23 protein-coding genes are annotated in these 24,368 nt (G+C 62.0%); 13 read left to right on the top strand and 10 right to left on the bottom strand.

What is annotated here, in order from left to right:
* Window position 1 precedes the first annotated feature (1 nt).
* Window positions 2–586, top strand: a complete 585-nt coding sequence (locus tag ACW9IN_RS09345) for a TetR/AcrR family transcriptional regulator (RefSeq protein ID WP_457365616.1) — start codon at window positions 2–4, stop codon at window positions 584–586.
* A gap of 7 nt (window positions 587–593) precedes the next feature.
* On the opposite strand, the gene ACW9IN_RS09340 is transcribed toward ACW9IN_RS09345, so the two are convergent.
* The 9 genes from ACW9IN_RS09340 to ACW9IN_RS09300 all read right to left on the bottom strand — a co-directional run bounded on the left by ACW9IN_RS09340 (window position 594) and on the right by ACW9IN_RS09300 (window position 8,528).
* Complete coding sequence (locus ACW9IN_RS09340; protein WP_457365615.1) at window positions 594–1,238, bottom strand: CGNR zinc finger domain-containing protein; 645 nt, start codon at window positions 1,236–1,238, stop codon at window positions 594–596.
* Window positions 1,239–1,311: 73 nt separating this feature from the next.
* Window positions 1,312–1,950 carry an adenylyl-sulfate kinase gene (gene cysC / locus ACW9IN_RS09335; protein ID WP_457365614.1) on the bottom strand — a complete coding sequence of 213 codons (639 nt, stop codon included), beginning with the start codon at window positions 1,948–1,950 and terminating at the stop codon, window positions 1,312–1,314.
* Entirely contained in the window at window positions 1,947–3,176 is a 1,230-nt protein-coding gene (locus ACW9IN_RS09330; protein WP_457365613.1) for an MFS transporter, read from the bottom strand. Before ACW9IN_RS09330 ends, cysC begins: the two co-directional genes overlap by 4 nt.
* 10 nt (window positions 3,177–3,186) lie before the next feature.
* A complete protein-coding gene (locus ACW9IN_RS09325) occupies window positions 3,187–3,957 on the bottom strand; it encodes a class I SAM-dependent methyltransferase (RefSeq protein WP_457365612.1) in 771 nt (256 codons plus the stop codon).
* Between the two features lie 7 nt (window positions 3,958–3,964).
* On the bottom strand, window positions 3,965–5,101 hold the full coding sequence (locus ACW9IN_RS09320; protein WP_457365611.1) for a hypothetical protein: 1,137 nt from the start codon (window positions 5,099–5,101) through the stop codon (window positions 3,965–3,967).
* Window positions 5,098–5,823, bottom strand: a complete 726-nt coding sequence (locus tag ACW9IN_RS09315) for an SDR family oxidoreductase (protein ID WP_457365610.1) — start codon at window positions 5,821–5,823, stop codon at window positions 5,098–5,100. Before ACW9IN_RS09315 ends, ACW9IN_RS09320 begins: the two co-directional genes overlap by 4 nt.
* Window positions 5,824–5,833: 10 nt before the next feature.
* Window positions 5,834–6,562, bottom strand: coding sequence for a sulfotransferase-like domain-containing protein (locus ACW9IN_RS09310; RefSeq protein WP_457365609.1), 729 nt, complete (start codon window positions 6,560–6,562; stop codon window positions 5,834–5,836).
* A complete protein-coding gene (locus tag ACW9IN_RS09305) occupies window positions 6,559–7,785 on the bottom strand; it encodes a transaldolase family protein (protein ID WP_457365608.1) in 1,227 nt (408 codons plus the stop codon). The genes ACW9IN_RS09310 and ACW9IN_RS09305 overlap by 4 nt, the downstream gene beginning before the upstream one ends.
* 29 nt (window positions 7,786–7,814) lie before the next feature.
* Complete coding sequence (locus ACW9IN_RS09300; protein ID WP_457365607.1) at window positions 7,815–8,528, bottom strand: HAD family hydrolase; 714 nt, start codon at window positions 8,526–8,528, stop codon at window positions 7,815–7,817.
* A 289-nt stretch (window positions 8,529–8,817) separates the two neighbouring features.
* Here ACW9IN_RS09300 and ACW9IN_RS09295 point away from each other — a divergent pair, with 289 nt between their 5' ends.
* The 4 genes from ACW9IN_RS09295 to ACW9IN_RS09280 all read left to right on the top strand — a co-directional run bounded on the left by ACW9IN_RS09295 (window position 8,818) and on the right by ACW9IN_RS09280 (window position 12,934).
* Window positions 8,818–9,618 (top strand): glucose 1-dehydrogenase, encoded by an 801-nt coding sequence (locus tag ACW9IN_RS09295; protein WP_457365606.1) that lies wholly within the window; start codon window positions 8,818–8,820, stop codon window positions 9,616–9,618.
* Window positions 9,611–11,437: a glycoside hydrolase family 15 protein gene (locus ACW9IN_RS09290; protein ID WP_457365605.1), complete on the top strand. Its 1,827-nt coding sequence runs from the start codon at window positions 9,611–9,613 to the stop codon at window positions 11,435–11,437. Before ACW9IN_RS09295 ends, ACW9IN_RS09290 begins: the two co-directional genes overlap by 8 nt.
* A 39-nt stretch (window positions 11,438–11,476) precedes the next feature.
* Window positions 11,477–11,950, top strand: coding sequence for a cysteine hydrolase family protein (locus ACW9IN_RS09285; RefSeq protein WP_457365604.1), 474 nt, complete (start codon window positions 11,477–11,479; stop codon window positions 11,948–11,950).
* A gap of 84 nt (window positions 11,951–12,034) precedes the next feature.
* Window positions 12,035–12,934, top strand: a complete 900-nt coding sequence (locus tag ACW9IN_RS09280) for an alpha/beta fold hydrolase (RefSeq protein ID WP_457365603.1) — start codon at window positions 12,035–12,037, stop codon at window positions 12,932–12,934.
* Here the strand turns inward: ACW9IN_RS09280 and ACW9IN_RS09275 are convergent.
* On the bottom strand, window positions 12,931–13,896 hold the full coding sequence (locus ACW9IN_RS09275; RefSeq protein ID WP_457365602.1) for a GlxA family transcriptional regulator: 966 nt from the start codon (window positions 13,894–13,896) through the stop codon (window positions 12,931–12,933). The genes ACW9IN_RS09280 and ACW9IN_RS09275 overlap by 4 nt on opposite strands.
* Window positions 13,897–13,986: 90 nt before the next feature.
* Here ACW9IN_RS09275 and ACW9IN_RS09270 point away from each other — a divergent pair, with 90 nt between their 5' ends.
* From ACW9IN_RS09270 to ACW9IN_RS09235, 8 genes are all read left to right on the top strand, one after another.
* Complete coding sequence (locus ACW9IN_RS09270) at window positions 13,987–14,667, top strand: DJ-1/PfpI family protein (RefSeq protein ID WP_457365601.1); 681 nt, start codon at window positions 13,987–13,989, stop codon at window positions 14,665–14,667.
* A gap of 560 nt (window positions 14,668–15,227) precedes the next feature.
* A complete protein-coding gene (locus ACW9IN_RS09265; RefSeq protein ID WP_457365600.1) occupies window positions 15,228–16,667 on the top strand; it encodes an undecaprenyl-phosphate glucose phosphotransferase in 1,440 nt (479 codons plus the stop codon).
* Window positions 16,667–18,127, top strand: a complete 1,461-nt coding sequence (locus tag ACW9IN_RS09260; protein ID WP_457365599.1) for a mannose-1-phosphate guanylyltransferase/mannose-6-phosphate isomerase — start codon at window positions 16,667–16,669, stop codon at window positions 18,125–18,127. Before ACW9IN_RS09265 ends, ACW9IN_RS09260 begins: the two co-directional genes overlap by 1 nt.
* A 1-nt stretch (window position 18,128) precedes the next feature.
* Entirely contained in the window at window positions 18,129–19,040 is a 912-nt protein-coding gene (locus ACW9IN_RS09255; RefSeq protein ID WP_457365598.1) for a glycosyltransferase family 2 protein, read from the top strand.
* A gap of 29 nt (window positions 19,041–19,069) precedes the next feature.
* A complete protein-coding gene (locus tag ACW9IN_RS09250; protein ID WP_457365597.1) occupies window positions 19,070–19,846 on the top strand; it encodes a polysaccharide biosynthesis/export family protein in 777 nt (258 codons plus the stop codon).
* A gap of 14 nt (window positions 19,847–19,860) precedes the next feature.
* On the top strand, window positions 19,861–21,852 hold the full coding sequence (locus ACW9IN_RS09245; protein WP_457365596.1) for a GumC family protein: 1,992 nt from the start codon (window positions 19,861–19,863) through the stop codon (window positions 21,850–21,852).
* Window positions 21,852–23,042, top strand: a complete 1,191-nt coding sequence (locus tag ACW9IN_RS09240; protein ID WP_457365595.1) for a glycosyltransferase — start codon at window positions 21,852–21,854, stop codon at window positions 23,040–23,042. Before ACW9IN_RS09245 ends, ACW9IN_RS09240 begins: the two co-directional genes overlap by 1 nt.
* On the top strand, window positions 23,032–24,360 hold the full coding sequence (locus ACW9IN_RS09235) for a GH39 family glycosyl hydrolase (RefSeq protein ID WP_457365594.1): 1,329 nt from the start codon (window positions 23,032–23,034) through the stop codon (window positions 24,358–24,360). Before ACW9IN_RS09240 ends, ACW9IN_RS09235 begins: the two co-directional genes overlap by 11 nt.
* The last annotated feature ends 8 nt before the right edge of the window (window positions 24,361–24,368 follow it).

Here is a 24,368-nt window from a genome sequence, read left to right as displayed (position 1 = left end):
CATGACCATTTCCGAGCCGAAGAGCCCGCGTGACCGCATCCTCGATGGGGCGTGCGAGCTGTTCGCCCTGCGCGGTTTCCAGGCCATCGGCTTGCGGGACCTGGCGGAGTATGTCGGCATCAAGCCGGGCTCGCTGTATCACCACATCGAGAGCAAGCAGTCGCTGTTATACGAACTCATGGAAGACGCCATCAGCGAGCTGCTTCACTTCACACGCCTGAACCTGCGCCGCAAGGCCCAGGCTGACGACCGGCTGGACTGCTTCGTCGACACGTTCATGACCTTCAGGGAGCATTCGGCGAGCCGTACCTACCTGCTGTCGCGCGAGCAGATCAACCTGACCCGCCAGCAAGCCGACGACTTCAATGGCCTGAAGCGCGAATACATCCAGATTCTCTCGGACATCATCAAGGACTTGATCAAGGCGCCCCCTTCCCCTCCGATGCTGCTGCCCATGACCGCAGACGCGGTGATCGGGATGCTGTTCAACCAGACCCAATGGCTCAGCCTCGACGACGATGGCGGCCAGCAGAGCGCCGTATTGAAACGCTTCGCCTACGGCATCATTGCCACGCTCGACCGATAACCCCAGCTCAGGCCGTGCCCGATGCCTGCTTCAGCCGGCTGAGTTTTTCCCGGCTGCCGCACACGCTCATCTGGCACCATTTGCGCTGTTTGTTCTTGGAGATATCGAGAAATATCCAATCGCAATCGGTGGCGGTGCAGCAGCGCAGGGTCTGAAGGTCACGGGACACCAGCAATTGCGTGGCTTCGATGGCCAGGCGGCCGATCAGCATGGTTGTCAGTTCCTGTGCCGAGCTGCAAATTTTCCAGTGCCAGGCGGGCAAACCGTCCACCGAACCCAGCACCCGCCACACGACGCCGCGTTGAAACGCCAGGTTGATCTGCTCCAGCGCTTCATCGGCAGCCACCTGGTGCTGGGACAACTTGTAGAACACGCCGTACAGGCACTCCCTGAATTCGATGATCGCGTTCAGGTCCGGCTGATACGAAATGGGCACCTCGAACACCATGGGCTTGTAGAGTTCGAACTCTTCGGCGGACACCAGCGACGCATGCAGGGCCCACTCAAAGAAGAACTGTGCACTGGTGAGCCGTTCTTCCTTGACCATGAGCGAAGTGCCCGGGCGCCGACCGTTGGTGGTATTGATAAAGTCCAACACCCGCGACCCGCCAATCAGGCGGATCGATTTTGCCGTGCCCGTGAAATGCGTCATGCCCGCTCCCTGAGATCACCCGGTAATTGCGCGAGGCCGCAGATTACCTTGTTTGCAGGCGTGGACGACAGCCTCACTCCGACGGGGAGACCAACGGGCACGCCGCCTCTCCCATTGCGGCGACCCGTTGGAGAATCGCCTCGACCGACTGCTGGACGGTCAGCAAATGGGTGTTCAGGTGCACTTCGGGAAACACCGGGATGTCGTAGCCCGAATCGATGCCGGTAAAGTGCTTGATCAACCCGAGCCGGGCCTTTTTGTACAGACCCTTGGGGTCACGCTGTTCCGCCGTGGCGAGCGGCGCATCCACGTGCACTTCGACGAAATGCTCGTTGCCGATGATCGACCGCGCATAATGCCGGCTGGCCGATGAGGGCGAGATCAGCGCGACGATCACGATCAGTCCGGCTTCGAGCATCAAACGCGCGACTTCCGCGACCCGGCGGATATTTTCATCGCGGTCACCGTCGGTGAACCCCAGGTCCCGGCACAGGCCGCCGCGCACCGAATCACCGTCAATGATGCAGGTCACCCGCCCCCGGGCTTGCAAGGTCACTTCCAGCGCGTCGGCAATGGTCGACTTTCCGGAGGCAGAGATTCCGGTCATCCAGATGACCATGGGCTGCTGCTTCATCGGCGAATGGGCCGCACGCTGATGGCTGAACGCGTAGGCATGCAGGTTTCGATTGGATGTCTCGGCAGCGTCGTTCATGCCCGTTCACCTTCTGTTGTGGTCAGCCGCGGGTTGCCCAGCAGGAACACCATCACGCATTGCACAAAGAGCAGCAACGCCACCACCCAATAGACCGTCGAGAACGAGCCCGTCAGGTCCTTGGACAACCCGCCCAGGAAGTTGCCGCACACGCCGCCCAGGCCGATCAGCACGTTGGCGATGCCGAAGGCCTGGGTCAGCCGGCTGACCGGCACGATCTGCCCGATGTAACTGGGGACCAGGCCGAAGATCGGGTAAAACACCAGCGCAAAGAGAAACGCCGCCACGTAGAACACCGGCACACTGCTGAAGCTGAACACCAGCGTGCTGGCCAGGCCCGCACTGAGGAAACACATGGCCAGCGACGCCCTGACCCCTACCTTGTCGGCAATCCATCCCACCAGAAACCCGGACGCCATGCCCACCGCGCCGATGGTCGTCCAGATAAACCCGGTGGACGCCACCGACACACTCAACTCGTCGCGCAAGTAAGGCGCCAGGTAGGTCTGGAACGGCAACAGCGCCATGCCGTTGAGAAAGGCAATCGCCCAGGTCAGGTACAGCGAGCGTCCGAGCCAGGGTTTATCGCTGTCGAGCGTCTTCGAACGCTGGTCGGCGAACCCCACCTGCGGGCTCCCACCCATGCCGCGCAACAGAAACCAGGCGACGATGCACAAGGCCACCGACACCAGGCCGGCGGTCAGCCAGATCGAACGCCAACCGCCATGCAGCGTGAGAAACGACACCAGCAAGCCGTTGATGAAAACGCCGTAACTGGTGCCACTGGAAATCAGCCCCATGACCCGCGAACGGTTGCCCGGGCTGAAGCCCTTGGTGACGATTTCCGCCAGCGGGATGTACACCGAGGCAGAACAGCCGCCCAGCAGGATCAACAACGCACCCGACAAGACGATGCTGTCGCTCACGCTCAAGCCCAGCAACGCCAGGGACGTCATTACCGTAGAGACCAGGCTGATTTTCCAGCCCTCGACGAAACGACTGATGTAACTGGTCACCGAGGAAAACAGCAGGAAGCCCACCTGGGCCCCGCCGGTGATCAGGCCCACCGTGGTGTAGTCGAACCCGATGTCGCGGCGCATGTCGACCACCAGGTTGGCGAACAGGTACACCCCGAACCCGTAGGTGCTCGCCACGAAGCCCGTCAGCACCACCGCCAGTACCACGCTGTCCAGTGCCCGCGTATTGCTTTGTACAAGTGTGCTCATCACAGCTCCTTCACACGGCACGCGCGGTGTGGATGACAAAATCGCAGTGCATCATGTCGTAATCGCGCTGGAAATCGCCGTAGGTTTCATGTTCGGCGAAGCCGCTGGCGAGGATTTCGGTGGTCAGTTCGCCCGGCAACAACGGATAGACTTTGAGCGTGTAGCGCTCGGCGTTATCGAAGCTGTAGATGAACTCGCACACCCGCTGATCGACGCGTCCCAGGCTCACCGAAGCGGTGGTGCCGCAGTAGTAATAGTTGCCGCTGGACTGGAAATTCCCCGCACGGATCGCGAAAAAATTGCGCTGGTCGACAATCAGCACACCACCGGGCTTGAGCAGCGCCCTGAACTTTTCCAGCACCCGGATCCGGGTGTGGGCGTCGAACACGTGGCACAGCGAACTGCCCAGGCACACCACCGCGTCGAATCGCCCAAGCTCCAGCGGATCCAGGGCCAGCCAGTCACGGTAATGGGATTGAATGGTCAGGTCGCGCCGGCGAAAGTTCTCCCGCGCCTTGGTCAGCATGGTGCTGCTGCCATCGGTGGCGACCACTTCGAACCCGGCGTTCTTGAACTGCACCGAGTGAAAACCACTGCCCGTCGATACGTCGATGACCGACTGCACCCCGAGCTTGCGCAGCAGGGTTTCAAAAAAGCCGTTCTCGCCCGCCTTCCTTTTGTCCCAGTCGATCAGGTCGTCCCAGCGCGCGACAAAATCCGTCGAGTATTGGGCCGAGTAACTGGCCACTTCATCATGTTCCCGCGTTGACAATGGATTCATCGCACACCTACCAGGTTGAATTTTTAAAGGAGAAGTACTTGCTCGCCAACTCACGGGCGAAGTCGGCGGACTGCTCGATCGACATGGTGTTTTTGGCGTAGCCCAGCATCGCCTGCATGACGGCCATGCACTGCGGGTTGAAGGTGACGGAGCCATCGCAATGGATCTCGTCGATACCGTCCTGGCTCTGGCAAATGGCGTTGATGCGCACCGCGTCGTCCTGCGGGCAGTCCTCGGAAAACTGCACCCGGATCTGGCCGTTCTGCAGCCACACCGGGTAGCCTCCCGGCAGGCCCAGTGGTCCCGGTGCATGCACCAGCACCGGCGTCGGTGAAAACAACCCTTCGATCACGGTGACTGCCGAGCAGGCGGTGAGGAACTGCCCATCGATGCCGCCCAAGCGGCGAAAATCCGATTGCACCGTGGCGAAAATCGCCGCGTCCGACGGCCGCTCGACCGGCTGGCGCCCCTGAACCTCGTACAACAAGCGGTAATTGGCGCGGGGCGGCAGGCCGCCGCGCGGCACGTAGTGACTGAAGTAATGCTGGGCATAAAGCATCACCTGTACCTCGGCGGGCGAACACCCGTGCAACCGCGCGATCGCGAGCCGTGTGGCGGGAACCAGATTGGCCACATTGCCCACGCCCAGGTCCGGCGCCAGCCCGACCCGGGCCAGGATCGGATTGACCGCGTCGGGAAACGCCGCATTGACCGTCCTGGTCACGATCCCCGAGGCCCGCACCGCCTGCATCAAGTGATGCATCAAGGTCAGGTGCATAGGCAACCACGGCCCGAACTGCGCCGAGTCCAGTTGCTCGAACGACAATTTGGGCAAGCCGGTGATGACCCGCCATGACTGCAACGACGCACAGTTCACGATCAAGTCCGGCGCCTGCTCCTTGAGCACCCGCGTGACCCGGTCGACATCGGTCAGGTCGGCGATGACCGGCTGGATCGCAATGTATTGACCCAGTTGCGCACACGACAGCGCCACCAGGTTGCACAGCCGCACGGTCGCTTCTTCGTTGCGCCCCAGCACCACGAATTCGAAGGCATTCCTGGGCGCCAGGATCTTGAGGATCTGCAGGCACAGGTTGCCCGCCCCCACCAGCAGCAGCTTTTTCTTGGGCATCGACGGGCTCATCGTGGATAAGCTCCGTTGTCCACCGGCAGGACCTTGCCGGTGATATGACGCGTCACGTCGCTGACCAACAGCAGGATGACGTCAGCCACCCCGCCTGGCCGGATCGGGTCCTTGAGGATTTCCTGGCGTGCGTATTCCACACGACGGTATTCGGGGATGGTGTCGTAGATGGCAGTGTCATGAATCAACGCGGGAGACACCGCGTTCACCCGTACGAACGGCGCGAAATTCCAGGCGTTGGCCTTGGTCAGGCCGATCACTGCGGCCTTGGTCGCCCCGTAAAGGGCATCGCAACTCCCCACCTCTCCGGCCACCGAGGCGATATTGACGATGCAGCGCGGTGCTTCGTGGCGCATTTCCCGTTCGGCGAAATCCTTGGACAGGTAAACCAGAGCCTTGAGGTTGACGTTGAGGATTTCGTCCACTTCGTCATCACTGTAGGCGTAGACACTTTTACCGTGATAAATCCCCGCGTTATTGATCAGCCCATAAATAGTCGAATGGCGTTCATACAGCGCCGGAATAAAACCTTTGATAACGCCATCCTGCGCAAAGTCGGCAACGTGAACTTCCAGTGCATCAGGCCCATAAATAAGCGTCAGCGCCTGCAAGCCTTCGGCATCTTTATCCGCAGCAATCACGTAATAGCCCTGTTGAATGGCTTTTTCCAGCGTGGCGCGGCCGATACCATTGGCCGCTCCAGTAATAATCAACGTGTTCATGTCACCCTCCCTATTGACAAAATTCGTTCATCCGCGCGTAAAACGTGCGGTGATAGTCGTACATCGCTTTTAACTTCGGCACTTGGCTGAAGATATCCCTGTCGAGGGACGTTATGGGCTGCGAAACAATCCGTTCACTGTGTTCGGCCGCTTCATGCCAGCGGCGCCATGTTTTCCATTGTTCCGGGCATTCGCGTTTCCACGTCATGGCGTGGGGCAGAAATTCGATATTCAAGTAGTCACATAACTTTCGGATTACCCGCTCCGGATCAGCCGCCAAATCATCGGCGTTGATCACATAAGGCACTTTCCCGGTCAACTTGGTGACCACGCAAAAAATCTCATACAGGGCTTTATGCCCGATGGCTTCCATCGGCATATCGGGGTGCACCCGATAATGGGAAATAATGCTGCTGGCCGGTTCGCGAATCAGAAAGATATTGTCTTGTTGCGCGAGAAACGCCAGATCAACTTTCAAATCATCCAGGCAGTGGTAACACATGTCTTTATGAAACACGTGCCTGGATTCTTTCGCCTGTAACAAATGCTCTTTGATACCCGCATACGTGGTGGGAAAACCGAGGTCCCATTCATCCGACGGAATCGCCGAGTCCGCCGAAAACGCCATATGCGCAAAAGGTTCGTGGAATACCTCGAAGTCGCCGCGCTCGATAAACACCCGCTCCAGCACCGTGGAGCGCGAGCGTGGGTGCGCCCACAAGCCCACCATGCGGTTCATAGCACCACCCCGTATTCGGCGGCCATGATTGCGCTGATCGACAGGCGGAACGGCTTCGCGGGCGGGCACAGTCGCGCGCAATAGTCCGTCAGGCGGCGATGGGCGCTGTTGGCTTCATTGCAGGCGTTGAGAAACGCCTCCTGGTTGCCGAAGTCGTAAGGCTCGATGCCATCCGGCATGTACGCCTCGGCGAAGTACGGGATACGCACCAGCTTGGCAAAGGTCGACGGCGGCGGCTTGATCCGCTCCGCTACCGGCCCGACCGGCTTGCCGTGGCTTTCGCGCTCGATCAGGAACTCCACCACGTCCGGCGTCAGCGTGTAGCAGGTCGCCGACAGACCGGTTTTCTCCAGGTGCCAGGCGTACTTGTTGCCCCGTGCGTCGACATCGACCTTGATGCTCGACAACAGCGTTTGCACCGCCAGCTTCGACGCCGTGACCAGGGTCTGTACCTGCTCATAGATCAGCAGTTCCGCCCAGCGCAGGTCCTCCGGGCTCAGCGTCAGGCCGCGCTCGACGGCCTGCAGGGTGAATTCGGGCTGGCTGGCGAAGCGGCCGATCATGAAGGTGATCACGTGACGGCAGCTGCGGGTGTCGATGCCGTTGGCGCGGGCGGTCGCCGTGCCGCGCTCGATGGCCTGCAGGCCGGCCTGGAACTGCGAAACCGTGAAGCAAAACGTGATGTTGACCGAGCAGCCTTGCGCCACCAGGGCTTCGACCGTCGCCAGGCCTTCCAGGCTGCCCGGCACCTTGACCATCACATTCGGCGCCAACTGGCGCAACTCCAGGCCACGCGCCGTCATGCGCTCCGTGCTGCGCACATCCACCGGGTCGACCTGGGCCGACATCCATCCGGCCGATTGCGCCGAGTGCACCCAGAGTGACTTGAGCGCGGCAGCCCCCTCGACGATGACTTCGTTATAAAGGACACGGCGCAATTCCTTGGGCGACAACCCGGACAGGTTGAAGCGCGATGACCAGTAATCCGGCTTTTCAAGAATCGCCGCCGTCACCAGACGCGGGTTGGTGGTGACGCCACTGAACCCGCGGCCGGGCTCCGAGAAATCATCCGGCATCAGTTGCTCGATCGCGCCGCAGGCCGCCGGGTACTTCTCCAGCAAATACTGTTTGAACGGTGCATATAAGACAGGCGATGAATCCCACCACACTTGCGAGCGTTGATCATTGACCTTCAGTCGTTCGATGTAGCCTGTTGTGTTCACAATGCATCCTTCCCTGTGAAACTTTGAATTTAAAAAAGTGTTGGCAGTTCACGCATGTCCGAGAACGGCATTGCACCTGCACATGCCAATAACGCATGTCGATCCGGTGGTCCAAAACCCAGAACTTTAATGCCCGCGGCCACTGCCGCTTGAATACCGGTCACACTGTCTTCAACGACCAGCGCATCACCGACATCCACCTGATGTGCCGCACAGGCGGTTAAAAACACCAACGGATCGGGTTTCCAGCGACCCAACTCATAACAACTGAATACCCGGCCTTCGAAATAAGAAAACAACCCGGTTAATTGCAAACACTGTTCAATCTTTGCGCGCGGCGCACTGGACGCCACGCAATAATTCATCGGCAACTTGTCGAGTACTTCGTGAATGCCCTCAGTGGCTTTCAAGTTGCGCGCCAAGGCGTCCAGCGACTGTTGCCGATAAGTAACTTCAAAGTGCTGATCCAAGCGAATATTCAAAATGTGCTCGGCTTCTTTCAAACACTCGGCAATCCTCCGTCCGCGGAATCGCTCGATAAAGGGGTCTGGATGTAAAGGCGTACTTGCGGGCGCCTGGGTACTTGCAACTGCATTAAGCATGGAGATCAACACAGACAGTGTGATTTCTTCACTTTGAACGAGCACGCCGTCGCAATCGAAGATCACTAACTTGGGGGCACCGCGTTGCCTCGGTAGTGCCCCCTGACTGGGTAGTTCTCCTATAACTGCCGATGGGTACATGGGCATCTCTTATAGGTAATTCCGCGATGACTTCTGAACTACCAGCGGAGTGGGTTGTGGTGTGCTTATGAGACACGAGGCCAAAAATCCTGTCAAACGCCTTTAGACGGCTTTTTAATACCTTCTGGTTATTTAGAAGCCATCACTTTGCCGCTTATCGGTTTACAGATTTTTACTTTTTCGCGCCCGCGCCGCTCAAGCCAGCATCCGCTCGGCGCATTGAGCGCTGAACTTCCGCAACGCCTCATCAGTCAGCTGACTGAACTCACGGATAAAGACTGGGTGGGCGATGCACATTTCGTTGGAGCAACAAGTGGCGCTGGTGACCGGCGCCAGTTCCGGGATCGGCGCGGGCGCAGCCAAGGCCCTGGCGCAGGCCGGGGCGGCCGTGGTGCTGAACTACAACGCCCAGGCGGCGCCGGCCGAGGCCCTTGCGGCACAGATCAACGCCGGTGGCGGGCGGGCGATCGCCCTCGGTGCCGACGTGTCGAAAGAAGCCGAGGTGGAGCGCCTGTTTGCACAGACCCTGGATGCCTTCGGCCACTTGGATATCCTGGTCGCCAACTCGGGCATGCAACGGGACGCCGCCGTGGTCGACATGACACTCGAGGACTGGAACCAAGTGATCGGCGTCAACCTCACGGGCCAGTTCCTGTGTGCCCGCGCCGCCGTGCGTATCTTCCAGCGCCAGGGACTGCGGGACGGCGTGTCACGGGCCGCCGGCAAAATCATCCACATGAGCTCGGTGCACCAGGTCATTCCCTGGGCCGGGCATGTGAACTACGCCGCGTCCAAAGGCGGCGTGGACATGCTGATGCGCACCCTCGCCCAGGAAGTCAGCGAACACCGCATCCGCATCAACGGCATTGCGCCGGGGGCGATTCGTACGGCAATCAACCGCGCCGCCACCGAAGGCGCAGCCGAGCAGCAACTGTTGAAGTTGATCCCCTACGGTCGCGTGGGCGACGTGGAGGACGTGGCCAACGCCGTGGTGTGGCTGGCCAGCGATGCCTCCGACTACGTGGTCGGCAGCACCCTGTTCATCGATGGCGGCATGAGCCTTTATCCGGAGTTTCGCGGCAATGGTTGATTTCAGGAACGAACCCCAAAGCGCCATCGATGCCCACGGCATCATCGGCGATATGCGCAGTGCGGCGCTGGTGAATGACAAGGGCAGCATCGACTTTTTCTGCTGGCCGGAATTCGACAGCCCGTCGATCTTCTGTTCATTGCTGGACACTCCCGACGCCGGCATTTTCCAGCTCGCCCCCGACCTGCCCAACGCCCGTCGCGAGCAGATCTACCTGCCCGACACCAACGTGCTGCAAACCCGCTGGCTCAGTGACGCCGCCGTGGTGGAGATCACCGACCTGCTGACCATCAGCGAAGAAATCGATGACCTGCCCTTGCTGATTCGCCGCGTGCGCGTGGTCAGCGGTACGGCCAGCCTCCACCTGCGCTGCGCCGTACGCCATGACTATGCACGCACGGCGACCCACGCCACCGTCGACAACGGCACCGTGTGTTTCAGTGCCGAGGGCCAGCCCGGCGTGCGCTTGTCCGGTAGCCACCCGCTGCATATCGAGGATGACGCGGCGGTGGCCATGTTCACCCTCAAGCAGGATGAAGACGCCGAGTTCGTACTGGGCGGCCAGGACGACGAGCGGGTCGACAGCGGCTGCACCGACCTGGCGCTGGCCCATACCCTGAAGTTCTGGCGCGGCTGGATCGCCCAGTCGAATTACCGCGGACGCTGGCGCGAAATGGTCAACCGCTCGGCCCTGACCCTGAAACTTCTGACCTCGCGCAAACACGGCGCCATCATCGCCGCTGCCACCTTCGGCCTGCCGGAAGCGCCCGGCGGCGAGCGCAACTGGGACTATCGCTACACCTGGATCCGCGACGCGTCGTTCACGGTGTATGCCTTCATGCGCCTGGGCTTCGTCGACGAAGCCAACGACTACATGCGCTGGCTCAGGGGCCGGGTCAGCGATTGCTGCGGCCAACCGACCAAGATCAACATCCTGTACGGCATCGATGGCCGCCAGGAGCTGCCCGAAAGTGCGCTTAACCATCTGACCGGCCATGGCGGCGCCAAGCCGGTGCGCATCGGCAATGAAGCGGTGGATCAGATCCAGCTGGACATCTACGGCGAGCTGATGGACGCCGTCTACCTGGTGAACAAATACGGTGAAGCGATTTCCCACGAAGGCTGGAAACACACCGTGGAAGTAGCCGACCAAGTCTGTGAGATCTGGAACCGCGAGGACGTGGGCATCTGGGAAATGCGCGGTGAGCAACATCACTTCCTGCATTCGCGGCTGATGTGCTGGGTGACCCTGGACCGGGCGATCCGCCTGGCCTCCAAACGCTCGCTGCCAGCGCCATTCGCGCGCTGGGACCAGACGCGCCAGGCGATCTATGCCGACATCTGGAGCAACTTCTGGAACGAAGAACGCGGGCACTTCGTGCAGCATATCGGCAGCACCGCCCTGGACGGTTCGATGCTGCTGATGCCGCTGGTGCGCTTCGTCGCGGCCACCGACCCACGCTGGCTCTCGACCCTGGAAGCGATTCAGAAAAGCCTGGTGCGCGACGGCATGGTCTACCGCTACCGCAACGACGACACGCAGATCGACGGCCTGCAAGGCACCGAAGGTGCGTTCACCGCCTGCTCCTTCTGGTACGTCGAATGCCTGGCTCGCGCCGGGCAAGTGGAAAAAGCCCATCTGGAATTCGAACAACTGCTGCGCTACGCCAACCCCCTGGGTTTGTATGCCGAAGAATTCGACAACCAGGCCCGTCACCTGGGCAACACGCCACAAGCGTTGAGCCATCTGGCATTGATCAGCGCGGCAACGTTTCTGGACCGCAAGCTCAGTGGGGAGAAGACGACCTGGCAGCCCTAGGGCACAATGACCCGCCCCTCGACTGCCGACAGGAACCCCATGCGCCAGGTACTGCTGATCATCGATGTGCAACCGTCCTTCAACCCACCGGCATGGCTGGTCGACGGCATCAACGCCCTGCTCGGCCACCTGCCGTCTGTGGCCACCGTGGAGCGACATGACGAAAGCGTCACCCCCTTCGCCCGCCAATTGGGCTGGCAACCGGCACCCGATGACCACAGTCTGGTGGCGGCTGATCGGGTGTTTATCAAACATGGCTATGCCCCCACTCCCGAGACCATCGCCTACTTGAAAAGCCTGGCCGCAGATCGTGTGCTGGTGTGCGGCATCCAGACCGACACCTGCGTGCTGGCAGCGGGGTTTGCGTTGTTCGATGCGGGTTTGCAGCCGACGTTGATCAGCGACCTGACAGTAGGCTCGTCGCTGGACCGGTCGGGAAAATTGGGGGTGAATTTGTGGCGGCATCACTTCAAGCACGTAGTGAGCAGCACCGAGCTCGAGCTAGACAAGTAAACCCACTGCCTTCATTCGCACCCCGTGCCGTCACGGCCATGGGCTAGAGTGTCTGCACCCCTGACCAACCGAAAAGCGTCCACCATGACCCCTATCGCTCCGCTGTTGTACGTGCGCACGTCCATGCTCGAAGTAGCGTATGAAGCCCATGGCCCTGTCGAGGGCGAGCCGGTGATCCTGTTGCATGGTTTTCCCTATGACCCGCGCGGTTATGACGAAATCGCCCCGCGCCTGGCCGAGCGAGGTTATCGGGTGCTGGTGCCGTACCTGCGCGGCTACGGACCGACGCGGTTTATCCATGATCAGGTGCTGCGCTCCGGCCAGCAGGCGGCACTGGCCAAGGACTTGCTGGAGTTCATGGATGCCTTGTCGATTGCCCGGGCGACCCTCGCCGGTTACGACTGGGGCGGGCGCGCCGCGTGTATCGTCGCGGCGCTGTGGCCTGAGCGGGTGCGCGGGTTGGTCACCGGGGATGGCTACAACATCCAGAACATCGCCCAGTCGCTCAAGCCTCGGGCGCCGGAGAAGGAGCACCGGTTGTGGTACCAGTTCTACTTCCACACCCAGCGGGGCGTCGATGGCCTGACTGCCAACCGCCGCGCGTTCTGTGAGCTGCTGTGGAAACTCTGGTCGCCGACCTGGGCCGAGGGGCCGGGCCTGTATGGCCAGACCGCGCCGTCGTTCGATAACCCGGACTTCGTCGAGGTGGTGATTCACTCCTATCGCCACCGCTTCATGTATGCCCCCGGCGACCCTGCCCTGGAACACATCGAACAGGCCCTGGCGCTGCAACCGGCGATTTCGGTGCCGAGCATTTCGTTGTGCGGTGCCGACGACGGCGTGGGTCCGCCGCCGGCAGTGGATGATGACACCCCGCACTTCAGCGGGTTTTACCGCCGCCGGGTCTTGCCGGGCGTGGGCCACAATATTCCCCAGGAAGCCCCGCAGGCCACGCTGGACGCCCTGCTCGAATTGCTCGCCTAGGCCGGCGAAAAGCGCTCGCGGTAAGCCTGGGGCGTAACCGACAAGGCCCTCAGAAAACTGCGGCGCAGGGTTTCTTCACAGCCAAAGCCACACTGCACGGCGATGCGTTTGATCGGCGTGACACTGTCGACCAGTTGCCGACGCGCGCTTTCGACGCGAATCAGTTCCACCGCCCGCGCGGGGGTCTGGCCGGTCTCGGCGCGGTAATGGCGCACGAAGCTGCGCTCGCTCATGCCGGCCTGGGCCGCGAGGGTGGCGATGGTCAAATCGAGGGTGAGGTTGTCCGCGATCCAGGCGTGAAGTTCGGCGAAACGGCTGTCACTCTTTTGCAGGGACAAGGTGACGCTGAATTGCGATTGCCCCCCGGGACGCTTGAGAAACACCACCAAATGGCGCGCCACTTCCAGGGCCACGGCGCGGCCCAAGTCCTCCTCCACCATGGCCAGACACAAGTCGATGCCGGCGGTCACACCGGCGGAGGTCCACACCGCGCCCTGCTGGATGAAAATCGGGTTGGCTTCCACCGTCAGCGACGGGAACTTGCGCGCCAGTTCTTCACAGCGGGTCCAGTGGGTGGCCACGCGACGACCATCCAGCAAGCCGCTGGCGGCCAGCAGAAACGCGCCGGTACATACCGAGGCCGTGCGCCGGGTGTGACGGGACTTTTCGCGGACCCAGGCCACCAGGTCCGCGTCTTCGGCGGCACCGTACACGCCCCAACCGCCGGCGATCACCAGGGTGTCGCAAGGTTCGTCCACGGCAGGCAAAGGCTCGGCCAGCAGCGCCAGACCCGCGGAGGTTTTCACCGGCTCCGCCTGGGCGGCAATCACGGAAGCGGCATAAGGCAGCGGCAAGCCGCGCTGGCGAGCCAGGTCGTTGGCCGAGGCAAACACTTGCAACGGCCCGGTCACGTCGAGCACCTGGGCATGGTCGAACGCGAGTATGTGGATGATTCTAGGCATGTTTGGCGTGATTTGTGGGTTCAATGGCGTACACGCCAAAGCCTAGGCTTCTAGAGTAGAGCCGTCCACCCTTTTATCGGAGACCCAACCATGACTGTGCAGATCGGCTTTCTCTTGTTCCCCGGCATCCAGCAACTGGACCTCACCGGCCCGTACGACGTGATGGGCACGCTGCCGGACGTGAAGCTTCACCTGGTGTGGAAAGACCTGGCGCCGGTCACCTCCAGCAACGGGCTGGTGTTCACCCCGAGCGTGAGCTATGCCGATTGCCCGAGGCTGGACGTGATCTGTGTGCCCGGTGGTGCCGGCGTCGGCGCGTTGATGGAAGACCCGCAGACCCTGGACTTTCTCAAGGATCAGGCCCAGACCGCGCGCTACGTGACCTCGGTGTGCACCGGCGCGCTGGTGCTCGGCGCGGCGGGCCTGTTGCGTGGCCGCAAAGCCACCACCCACTGGGCTTACCACGACCTGCTGGCCCCGCTGGGTGCCATCCCGGTACAGGCGCGAGTGGTGCGTGACGGCAATCTGTTGACCGGCGGCGGCATCACCGCCGGCATCGACTTCGCCCTCACCCTCGCCTCGGAGCTGTACAGCGAAGCGGCGGCGCAACTGGTGCAGTTGCAGATGGAATACGCGCCGGCGCCGCCGTTCAACGCGGGCAGCCCGGACACCGCCCCAGCCCATATATTGGAAGAAGCCAGAAAGCGCACCGCGGAATCGCGCCGGGTACGCGGTGAAATCGTCGCCCGTGCAGCGGCCAGGCTTGGCTGATGCCGTTGACGCCAGCCATGGGCTCTCCATGGCTGGTGGCGACCGACGTGCCAGAATTTTCCCCATCACCTGCATGAAGTTGCGTAACTTGCCGTGCGAAACTCACTATTTCGTCTAGCCTTGCAAGGCAACTACCTTCCGACCGAAAGCCTTGTATAACGGGCACTTCGTCACACTTCTCTTACTTTATTTGTCCCCCTTTCCTACCTCTCCGCAAAAAAGGTTTTCCTTTCGAACAGGAAAATTCTCACATTTGTTCCTACACTCAAAAACACGCCCAAACACCGAGTGTCCGGACAAGGAAAGTCAATAAAATGCCACAAAAAAGACTGATTAACGTGTCTAGCATGCCACCTCCGCATCATCGTCAATTCATTGACTAAGCAACTAAAAAGGAACACTCCTTAAGCCACTACCCCCGCAAATTTCCTTCAAATGGATAGGTAATTGCGTTTTACCCAGAGAAGCCGTAGTTCGACTTGCCCTCACTAACGCAGCGCGCTGCTTTATTGAACCCACAGCCGAACGCAGAAGTCTGGAGTGCAATGAGGGATGTTTTTATGCGAGAGAAGTCGTCAGTCGACAGCCTGTTTTTGACGCGTGCCGGTTTCGTTGAATTCTTTGTTGTGTTCGTCAAATTGATCCATGGTCTGACTGCCGTTCTGCCCGCGCTGATCCTGGTGTTTTACCCCGACCCGATGGCGCCGGAAATGCGCAACCATTTCCTGGGCCTGCTGCTGTTTTTCGCGGTCCTGACCATCATTCTGTTTCAGGCGCTGGGGATCTATTCCGAAGAGCTGTTCAGCAATCGGCTGCGCCTGCGCACCAAGCTCAAGGCCTGGTCCGCGGCGTTTTGCATCCTGCTGTTCATGTACCAGATCCTGCAGATGTTCCCGCAAGTGAACCCACGCAACCTGGTGGTGTGGTACGTCGCCAGCCTGGCGCTGTTCTGCCTTGAACGCCTGCTCATGCTGCGCCTGTACCGGCGGCTGATGCGCCAGGGCATGTACCTGCAACGCACGGTGATCCTGGGCTTCACCGACACCGCCGTGCACGTCGCCGATCACCTGCAACGCAACGGCGATATCCGCTCCGGCCTGATCGGGTTTATCGACGACCGCACCGAGCGCATCCCCAAGGAACTGAGCAACCTGCCCCTGCTGGGCAATACCCGCGACCTGGAAAAACTGATCCGCGCGGAACAGGTCAACCAGGTGATGATCACCCTGCCCTGGGCGGCCGAACAACGCATCCACGGCCTGGTCAACCGCCTGCGGCAGATGTCGGTGAACGTGATGCTGGTGCCCGACATGGCGGCCCTGCGCTACGGCCACAGCCGCATCACCGATGTGGGCGGCATCCTGATGTTCAACACCTCGCAATTGCCGCTGCGCGGTTGGTCGCCGGTGATCAAGCGCTGCGAAGATTTGCTGCTGGCGAGCCTGGCGTTGGTGGCGCTGTCACCGATCATGCTGGTGACGGCGCTCGCGATCAAACTCGACTCCAGGGGCCCGATCCTGTTTCGTCAGAACCGCTTCGGCTATAACGACAACGAGATCCGCGTGTTCAAGTTCCGCTCGATGTTCACCGACCAGAGCGACTTCACCGCCGAACGCCAGACTACCCGCGAGGACCCGCGCATCACCCGTGTGGGGCGGATCATCCGCAAGACCAGCATCGACGAGTTGCCGCAGCTGTTCAATGTACTGCTGGGCAACATGTCGATGGTCGGCCCGCGCCCGCATGCCACCGCGACCAAGGCCGCGGGCATTCCGTTCGAAGTGGCCGTGAGCGAATACAGCTCGCGGCACCGGGTCAAGCCGGGGATCACCGGCTGGGCGCAAATCAACGGCTACCGGGGTGAAACCGACACCCTGTTCAAAATTCAGAAACGTGTCGAGTACGACCTGGAATACATCTCCAAGTGGTCGGTGTGGTTTGACTTGTACATCGTCTTCATGACGGTCCCGGCCGTCCTTTCCACCAAGGAAGTCTATTGATGAATACACTCAACGGATTAATTCCCTGCATCATTTCCGGTGGTTCGGGCACGCGGTTGTGGCCGGTGTCCCGGCAGAACATGCCCAAGCCCTTCATGCGCATGCGCGACGGCCAGAGCCTGCTGCAAAAGACCTTCCAGCGCGCCGCCAAACTGCCGGGCGTGGAAAGCGTGCTGACGGTGACCAACCGCGACCTGTTGTTTCGCACCCTCGACGACTACCGTGGCGTGAACAAGGGGCACCTGCCTCTGGACTTGCTGCTCGAGCCGTTTGGCCGCAACACCGCAGCAGCGATCGCGGTGGCGGCGTTGCACGTGCAGGAGCATTTCGGCGGCGACGCCCAGTTGCTGGTGATGCCGGCCGACCATCTGATCCTCAACGAAGTGGCGTTCGCACAGGCGGTCAACGAGGCCCGTGACCTGGCCGAAGCGGGCTACCTGGTGACCTTCGGCATCCAGCCTGACCATCCGGAAACCGGCTTCGGCTATATCGAACAAGGTGAAAAACTGAGCCATGGCAACCGGGTCAAGCGCTTCGTCGAGAAGCCCGACCTGGCCACGGCCCAGGCCTATCTGGACGGCGGCAAGCACCTGTGGAACGCCGGGATGTTCTGCTTCAAGGCCAGCACCCTGGTGGAAGAACTCGGCACCCACGCGCCCGACGTGCTGGCCGCCGCCCAGGCCGCGCTGGAACACAGCCAGAGCCTGCAAAACAAGACTTCGCGCCAGCGCGAGCTGGATTCCGAAGCGTTCGGCAGCGCGCCGGATGTGTCCATCGACGTGGCCCTGATGGAAAAATCCCGGCAAGTGGCCGTGGTGCCCTGCGACATCGGCTGGAGCGATATCGGGTCGTGGGAAGCCCTGCGGCAGCTCACGCCCAGCGACGCCCATGGCAACCAGGTCAATGGCGAAGCGATTCTGCATGACGTGCACAACTGCTACATCGACTCGCCCAAGCGCGTCCTCGGCGCGGTGGGCGTACGCGACCTGATCATCGTCGACACTCCCGACGCCCTGCTGATCGCCGATGCGCACCGCAGTCAGGATGTGCGTTACATCGTTGCCGAACTCAAGCGCCAGAACCACCCGGCGTACAGCCTGCACCGCACGGTCACCCGACCCTGGGGCACCTACACCGTGCTGGAGGAAAGCAGCCGGTTCAAGATCAAGCGCATCGTGGTCAAGCCCCAGGCGTCGCTGTCGTTGCAGATGCACCACCACCGCAGCGAACACTGGGTGGTGGTCAGCGGCGCGGCGCAGATCACCAATGGCGAGCGCGAATTCCTGATCAACGCCAACGAGTCCACTTACATTCCCGCCGGGCACAAACACCGGCTGACCAACCCCGGCATCATCGACCTGGTGATGATCGAAGTGCAGAGCGGCGAGTACCTGGGCGAAGACGACATCGTGCGCTTTGACGACATCTACGGGCGGGCGCCCGCTGAAGTGAAAAAATGACATGCGCACGTCACTGATCATCCCGACCCGCAACGCCTCCAGCCACCTGGCGCGACTGCTGCCGGCGCTGAAAATGCAGACCCTGCAACCGGACGAAATGCTGGTGGTGGACAGCGCCTCCAGCGATGACACCGTGGCGCGCTTTCGCGACTTCGGCGCCCGGGTCGAAGTGATCGACGCCCGCGACTTCAATCACGGCGGCACACGGCGCTGGGCCAGCGAACAGGTGAATGGCGACGCGCTGATCGTCATGACCCAGGACGCCATCCCCGCCGCCCCCGACACCTTCGCCAACCTGCTCGACGAATTGCAGCAGGACCCGCACAACGGCGTGGCCTACGGTCGGCAATTGCCGCATCCCGGTGCCGGGGTGCTGGGCGCGCAGTCGCGGCATTTCAACTACCCGGCCCAGAGCCGCAGCAAGAGCCTGGCCGATGCGCCGGAGCTGGGCATCAAGACGTGCTTCAGTTCCGACTCGTTCTCGGTGTACCGGCGCAGCGCCCTGCAATCGGTCGGCGGTTTTCCCGCCGACGTGATCGGCAGCGAAGACGCCTACGTCGCGGCGCGCATGCTGCTGGAAGGCTACAAGGTGCGCTACGCCGCCTCGGCGCTGGTGTATCACTCCCACGATTACCGACTCATGGATGAATTTCACCGCTACTTCGACATTGGCGTGTTCTACGGTCGCGAACCGTGGATCCGCCAGGCATTTGGCGATGCCGGCGGTGAAGGTAAACGCTATGTACTGGCTGAGCTGGCGGCATTGCGCGCAGCCGGTGCATTGCACCGCGTACCCGAAGTCCTGGTGCGCAGCGCGTTCAAGCTGCTCGGCTACCGGCTGGGCCATCTGGAGCGCCGCCTCCCCCTCGCCCTCAAACGGCGCATCAGCATGTTCCCCGGTTATTGGAGGTGAGCATCATGACCAACAGGAAGTCCCATTTGATGAAACGAACCGTGCTCGTCCTGGCCATGATGGCCCTGGCCGCCTGCAATACACCCGCGCGCATCGTCCCGCCGGACGACAAGACCGTCGAAGACGGCAAGCGCGCCCTCGATCAGCTTGCCCAACTGCCGCCGGCGGTGGAACGCATCCGCGTCGGCGATCAGTTGCGCATTGTGCGCGACGCCGGCGAGATGCCGACCCTCTCGGCGTTCAACGTCAGCACCATCTATGAGCTGACGCTGTACACCGTGCAGGCCGACGGCAAGATCAACTACCCGTTCCTGGGGCCGATCCAGGTCGCGGGGCGTCAGCCCTCGGAGCTGGCCACCGAACTGAGCAACAAGCTCGCGCCGGTGTATCGCGAACCCCGGGTGACGGTGAACATCAACCAGGCACCGGCCAATTCGGTGATCGTCGGCGGCGCGGTGAACAACCCGACGGCGGTGCAGATCGGCCTGGCCAGCACCCTGGAGCAAGCCATCATCGGCGCCGGCGGCGTGAACCCGTCGGGCAATGCCAGCATGGTCGCGCTGCTGCGTGAAGATGCCCAGGGCGCGTATCACGCGTACTTCCTGGATTTCAGCCAGTACCTCAAACCCGGTCCCAATGGGCGCAAACCGGTTCGCCTGCAACGGGGCGACGTGGTGTTCGTGCCCAAATCCAATGTGGGCGAGCGCATCCAGGGAGTGGATACCTACTTGAACCAATTGATCCCGTTCACCAAGTCCATTGGGGTGGGCTACAACTACACCCGAACCAGCGGCGGCAATAACTAAAGGAGCGACATCCCATGATCGAGATCCGTTCTTTTCGTGATCTTCTGCGCTTGTTCTTCATCTTCCGGCATGAGTTCAGGCTGGCCGCCATCGCCGCGCTGGTGATCATCCTGCTGGGGGCCTTCCTGCTGCCGGCCAAGTACGAGTCCACGGCGCGCCTGCTGGTCAAGCCGGGGCGGGATTCGACCCTGCCCATCGAGATCAGCAACCGCCAGGCGCTGGTGATGCCCAGCACCCAGCGTGACCCGATTGTCGACGAGGAACGCCTGCTGACCGGGCGCCCCATCGTGCGCGCGGTGGCCGAGCACTACCTGGAGGTCATCGAAAACGCGCCACCGCCGGAAGGCTTCTGGAAGCGCACCAAGTATTACGTCAAGAGCGGCGTGGGTGCGGTGTTCGATGGCGTGCGCGTGGTGCTGGAAACCGTGGGCATCGTCGAGAAGACCACGCCGGTGGAACGCCTCGCGGCGAGCCTGGAGAAAAACTTCGAAGTGAGCCATGCCGCCGGTTCCACGGTGATGGACATCAGCTTCCACTGGGGCGACCCGGAGATTGCCCAGGCGGTGGTCAAGCACTGGGTGGACACCTACGTCAACGAGCGCACCCAGGCCCTGGGCCGCAAGAGCCTGTACGCGTTCTATGAAGGCCAGGTGGCCAACAGCGCGACCGAGATCCAGAGCTACAAGCAGCAGATCCTCACGCACTTGAACCAGATCGGCGCGGCGAGCATCACCGACCGCCTGGAAGACTTGTCCGAGCGCATCAACGTGCTGCGCGGCGAAACTTTCAACACCACGCGGTTGATCGCCTCGTCCGACAGCGCCATCGCCAGCACCCGTGAGCAACTCAAGGGCCAGCCCAAGGAAGTGACCACGGTTCGCCAGATCGCCCTGAACCCGCAGCAGCAGGACTTGCGTCGCCTGCTCAACCAGAAGCTGCTGGAAAAGGCCGACATGATGCGCACCTACACCGACAATGCGCCGCCGGTCAAAGCCCTGGACGCGTCGATCCAGGCGATGCGGGCCCAGGTCGCCAGTGAAAGCAACACCGTGCAGAGTTCGGAAAACCGTGCGCCGAACACCCTGGAAATCCACTTGCAGCGGGTGCTGCTGGATGAGTCCAGCAACAACCTGGCGCTGCGTACCCAACTGGTGCAACAGCAAAAGCAACTGGTCAACCTGGAGGCTCAACGCAAGGAAGCCCTGGAGATCGAGCCTGAGCTGACCCGTCTCTCCCGCGAGCTGGGCGCCACCGAGCGCAACTATGCGCTGTACGTGGATAACCTGGAAAAATCGCGCATCGACCGTGAGCTGGACAACAGCCAGATCAGCAACATTGCGGTGATCGAGGAAGCCACCCTGAACCCGGGCCGCATCTTCCCGAAAACCCTGGTGATGCTGGTGCTGGCGATCCCGTTTGCGATCGTCGTCGGGTTGTTGGTGATCTACCTGTGCTACCTGCTCGACCAGCGTATTCACGACGGTGGCCTGGTGGAGCGCAAGTTCGGCCTGCCGCTGTGGACCACCCTGCCGGAGCTGGACACCAGCACCGCGCAGAGCACCAACGCGTTCAACGCCAGCATCTATCGGCTATATGGTTTGTTGCAGCTCGACCGGATCGCCGAACAGGGCCTGACCCTGGGGCTGACTTCGGCGCGCCACGGCGAAGGCGTGACCTTCGTGGTGGAACAGCTGCGCCAGTTGCTGCAAGAGAACGGGATTTCGGTGCGCATCGGCGGGGCCGATTCACCGGCACCGGGTGAAGTCGTGCTGCTGGACGCTTCGGCGCTGCTGGACAACCGCGATGCCTTTATCAACCTGCGCCGTGCCGACCTGATCGCGCTGGTGGTGGAGGCCCAGAAAAGCACGGTGCCGGTGGTGGAACATGCGCTGTCGATCCTCAATACGGCGTTCGGCAAAGTGGATGGCATCATTATCAACCGCCGCAAGTTCGAGGTACCGGCCAAGGTCCTGCGCACCATCGCCCACTACCGGGGGGCGTTCTGATGCGTATCGCCCTGCTCGCTCCCTTGCCACCGGAAAAAAACGGGATCGCCGACTACGCGAACCATTTCAAGACGGCCTTGGAGCAGTTGGGCGTCACGGTGTTGACCCCGTTGAGCGGTGTGTCGCCGAACAGTGCGGCAATCCGCCAAGCCGTGGCGGCCTTCGACTGGCAGGGTTTGGACCTGGTCCACGCCGAGCTGGGCGGCGGTCGCCTCGGCGAGTTCCTGGCCTTGCGCGAACTGCGCAAGGCCTACCCGCAACTGCCGCTGACCGCCACCGTGCATGATCCCGAGCGGATCGTGTGGCGGCGCGAGCAACTGCCCTTTCCGCTGAACCTGCTGGACCGTTTGCCCAGCCCGCTGCCGCAAGCGGCGGTGGTGCTGGCCGATCCCCTGACCCTGCGCGAAGAGCGTCAGGTTGCCCAGAGCCTGACCCGCCTGGTCACCCTGACCCGCCTGGGCGCCGACTGCCTGAGCCAACGCATGCAATTGCCGGCGGGCAAAGTGGCGGTCATCAACCACGCCAACCTGGCGATTGCGCCGGCACCGCTGCCGTCGCTCGACACCCTGCGCGTGTTGTATTTCGGTTTTATCTACCGCGGCAAAGGCATCGAAGACTTGGTGCAGGCACTGGCCGATGTGTTTCGACAAGCCCCCGAATTGCGTGACCGTGTGCGCCTGACCCTGGCCGGTGGCACCGCTGCGGAAATGGCCTTTGGCGCAGGCGGCAACTACCTGGACCAGTTGAACAAACAGATCGCCGAACTCGGCCTGGCCGACGCCATCGACTGGCGACTGAACCTGCCCGCCGAGGAGATTGCCCAGACGATCCAGGCCCACCATGTAATGGTGCTGCCGTATCGCGAATCGAAAAAACTCGGCCTGCTGGGGCGCCAGCGCGGCACCAGCGGCGCGTTGTCCTGGGCTACGGCCTGCGGGCGCGGCGCAATCACTTCCGATGCACGCGCCTTTGCCGAGGAAGTCGCCAGCGGCAACGGCGCCATCTACCCCGAAGGCAACGTAAGCGCCCTGGGCGAGCAACTGCTGCGCCTGGCGCGCACGCCGCTGCTGGCCCGGGACTGGGCCGAACGTGCCGGCGAGATTGGCCGCGAACGCCTGTGGCCACTGACCGCGGCAAAATTTGCCAAGCTGTTTGGCGACGCCATCGAGGGGGCGCCTTATGGCCGCTAAACGCACGTGGCTGGCCACCCTGGCCGTGGTCGCCGCACTGGGGCTGACGGCCTTTTTATGGGGCCGTCAGGCCGACGCCCAAAGCCATGTGCTCAAGGGCAACAAGGAAGTGGTGTGGAAGGATTTCCTGGGGGTGAATGCGCAGTTCCTGTGGTTCAGCCCCGAGCGTTATCAGAAGCAGATCGACCGCCTCAAGGCCCTGGGCCTGGAGTGGGTGCGCCTGGATCTGCACTGGGACCAGCTGGAAACCGCGCAGAACCAGTACAAGCTCGCCACCCTCGATGAACTGGTGGGCAAGCTGCAACAGAACCAGCTCAAATCGGTGTTTTACCTGGTGGGCTCGGCGCGCTTCATCACCAGCGCCCCGCCGCTGTCGATGTACCCCGACCAGTACCCGCCCAAAGACCCGAACGTGTTCGCCAACCGCATCGCGCTGTTGTCCCAGCGTTACCCCAGCGTCGATGCGTGGCAGGTGTGGAACGAACCGAATTTGCTGGGCTTCTGGCGCCCGGCGGCGGACCCGGCAGGCTATGCGCAGTTGCTGACCCTGAGCGCCGCCGCCCTGCGGGTGGTGGACCCGAACAAACCGGTGGTGGCCGCCGGCATGGCGTTCTTCAGCGAGATGCCCAACGGCCAGACCATGTTCAGTGCCCTCGGCGCGCTGGGTGTCGCCAGCCTGAACACCATCGTGTCCTACCACCCCTACACCCAGTTGCCCGAAGGCAACGACCCGGCCAACCTGGACTTTATCGACAAAGCCACCCAGCTCAACCAGGCCCTGCGCAGCGGCGGCGTGCAGACCCTGTGGAGCACCGAGTGGGGCTGGTCCACCTACAAGGGACCCAAAGACGCCCAGGACCTGATCAGCCCCCAATCCCAGGCCGATTACGTGGTGCGGCGCCTGGCGTTGATGAGTGCACTGGATTACGACCGGATCTTCCTGTTCACCTTGAGCGACCTCGACCTGCGGGCCAGCGTGCGTGACCGCTCCTACGGTTTGCTGGACATCGACACCAACCCCAAGCCGGTCTACACCGCGCTGAAAAACTTTCTCGACGTGAGCGGGCCCAAGCTCATCCCCGGCGACCCGCCCATCGCCGACCAACTGCCCCACGGCCTGTTCAGCATCGGCTGGACCCGCGCCGACGGGCGCAAGCTGTGGTTCTTCTGGTCCGCCCAGGGCGGTAACGCGCACTTGCCGAACCTGGCCAGCGCGACCCTGTACGACCCATTGCGAGGTACGCAAACCCCGGTGAGCGGCGCCAACGGCCTGACCGTGCCGGTCAAGTCGAACCTGCAAATTCTGTTATGGGATTAGAGCCAGCC

It is taken from the genome of Pseudomonas sp. SDO5271_S396, assembly GCF_054071795.1.
Note: the sequence above shows the minus strand (reverse complement) of the source record. Positions and strands in the feature narration are given on the sequence as shown.

Bases quoted from the DNA above. Each gene is read 5' to 3' on its own strand.
- ACW9IN_RS09245 (WP_457365596.1), top strand. From the start codon at position 19,861: ATGATCGAGATCCGTTCTTTTCGTGATCTTCTGCGCTTGTTCTTCATC.
- cysC (WP_457365614.1), bottom strand. From the start codon at position 1,950: ATGAACGACGCTGCCGAGACATCCAATCGAAACCTGCATGCCTACGCG.
- ACW9IN_RS09325 (WP_457365612.1), bottom strand. From the start codon at position 3,957: ATGAATCCATTGTCAACGCGGGAACATGATGAAGTGGCCAGTTACTCG.
- ACW9IN_RS09270 (WP_457365601.1), top strand. From the start codon at position 13,987: ATGACTGTGCAGATCGGCTTTCTCTTGTTCCCCGGCATCCAGCAACTG.
- ACW9IN_RS09310 (WP_457365609.1), bottom strand. From the start codon at position 6,562: ATGAACCGCATGGTGGGCTTGTGGGCGCACCCACGCTCGCGCTCCACG.
- ACW9IN_RS09250 (WP_457365597.1), top strand. From the start codon at position 19,070: ATGAAACGAACCGTGCTCGTCCTGGCCATGATGGCCCTGGCCGCCTGC.
- ACW9IN_RS09280 (WP_457365603.1), top strand. From the start codon at position 12,035: ATGACCCCTATCGCTCCGCTGTTGTACGTGCGCACGTCCATGCTCGAA.
- ACW9IN_RS09275 (WP_457365602.1), bottom strand. From the start codon at position 13,896: ATGCCTAGAATCATCCACATACTCGCGTTCGACCATGCCCAGGTGCTC.
- ACW9IN_RS09285 (WP_457365604.1), top strand. From the start codon at position 11,477: ATGCGCCAGGTACTGCTGATCATCGATGTGCAACCGTCCTTCAACCCA.
- ACW9IN_RS09265 (WP_457365600.1), top strand. From the start codon at position 15,228: ATGCGAGAGAAGTCGTCAGTCGACAGCCTGTTTTTGACGCGTGCCGGT.
- ACW9IN_RS09300 (WP_457365607.1), bottom strand. From the start codon at position 8,528: ATGTACCCATCGGCAGTTATAGGAGAACTACCCAGTCAGGGGGCACTA.
- ACW9IN_RS09255 (WP_457365598.1), top strand. From the start codon at position 18,129: ATGCGCACGTCACTGATCATCCCGACCCGCAACGCCTCCAGCCACCTG.
- ACW9IN_RS09330 (WP_457365613.1), bottom strand. From the start codon at position 3,176: ATGAGCACACTTGTACAAAGCAATACGCGGGCACTGGACAGCGTGGTA.
- ACW9IN_RS09235 (WP_457365594.1), top strand. From the start codon at position 23,032: ATGGCCGCTAAACGCACGTGGCTGGCCACCCTGGCCGTGGTCGCCGCA.
- ACW9IN_RS09345 (WP_457365616.1), top strand. From the start codon at position 2: ATGACCATTTCCGAGCCGAAGAGCCCGCGTGACCGCATCCTCGATGGG.
- ACW9IN_RS09240 (WP_457365595.1), top strand. From the start codon at position 21,852: ATGCGTATCGCCCTGCTCGCTCCCTTGCCACCGGAAAAAAACGGGATC.
- ACW9IN_RS09290 (WP_457365605.1), top strand. From the start codon at position 9,611: ATGGTTGATTTCAGGAACGAACCCCAAAGCGCCATCGATGCCCACGGC.
- ACW9IN_RS09315 (WP_457365610.1), bottom strand. From the start codon at position 5,823: ATGAACACGTTGATTATTACTGGAGCGGCCAATGGTATCGGCCGCGCC.
- ACW9IN_RS09320 (WP_457365611.1), bottom strand. From the start codon at position 5,101: ATGAGCCCGTCGATGCCCAAGAAAAAGCTGCTGCTGGTGGGGGCGGGC.
- ACW9IN_RS09295 (WP_457365606.1), top strand. From the start codon at position 8,818: ATGCACATTTCGTTGGAGCAACAAGTGGCGCTGGTGACCGGCGCCAGT.
- ACW9IN_RS09260 (WP_457365599.1), top strand. From the start codon at position 16,667: ATGAATACACTCAACGGATTAATTCCCTGCATCATTTCCGGTGGTTCG.
- ACW9IN_RS09340 (WP_457365615.1), bottom strand. From the start codon at position 1,238: ATGACGCATTTCACGGGCACGGCAAAATCGATCCGCCTGATTGGCGGG.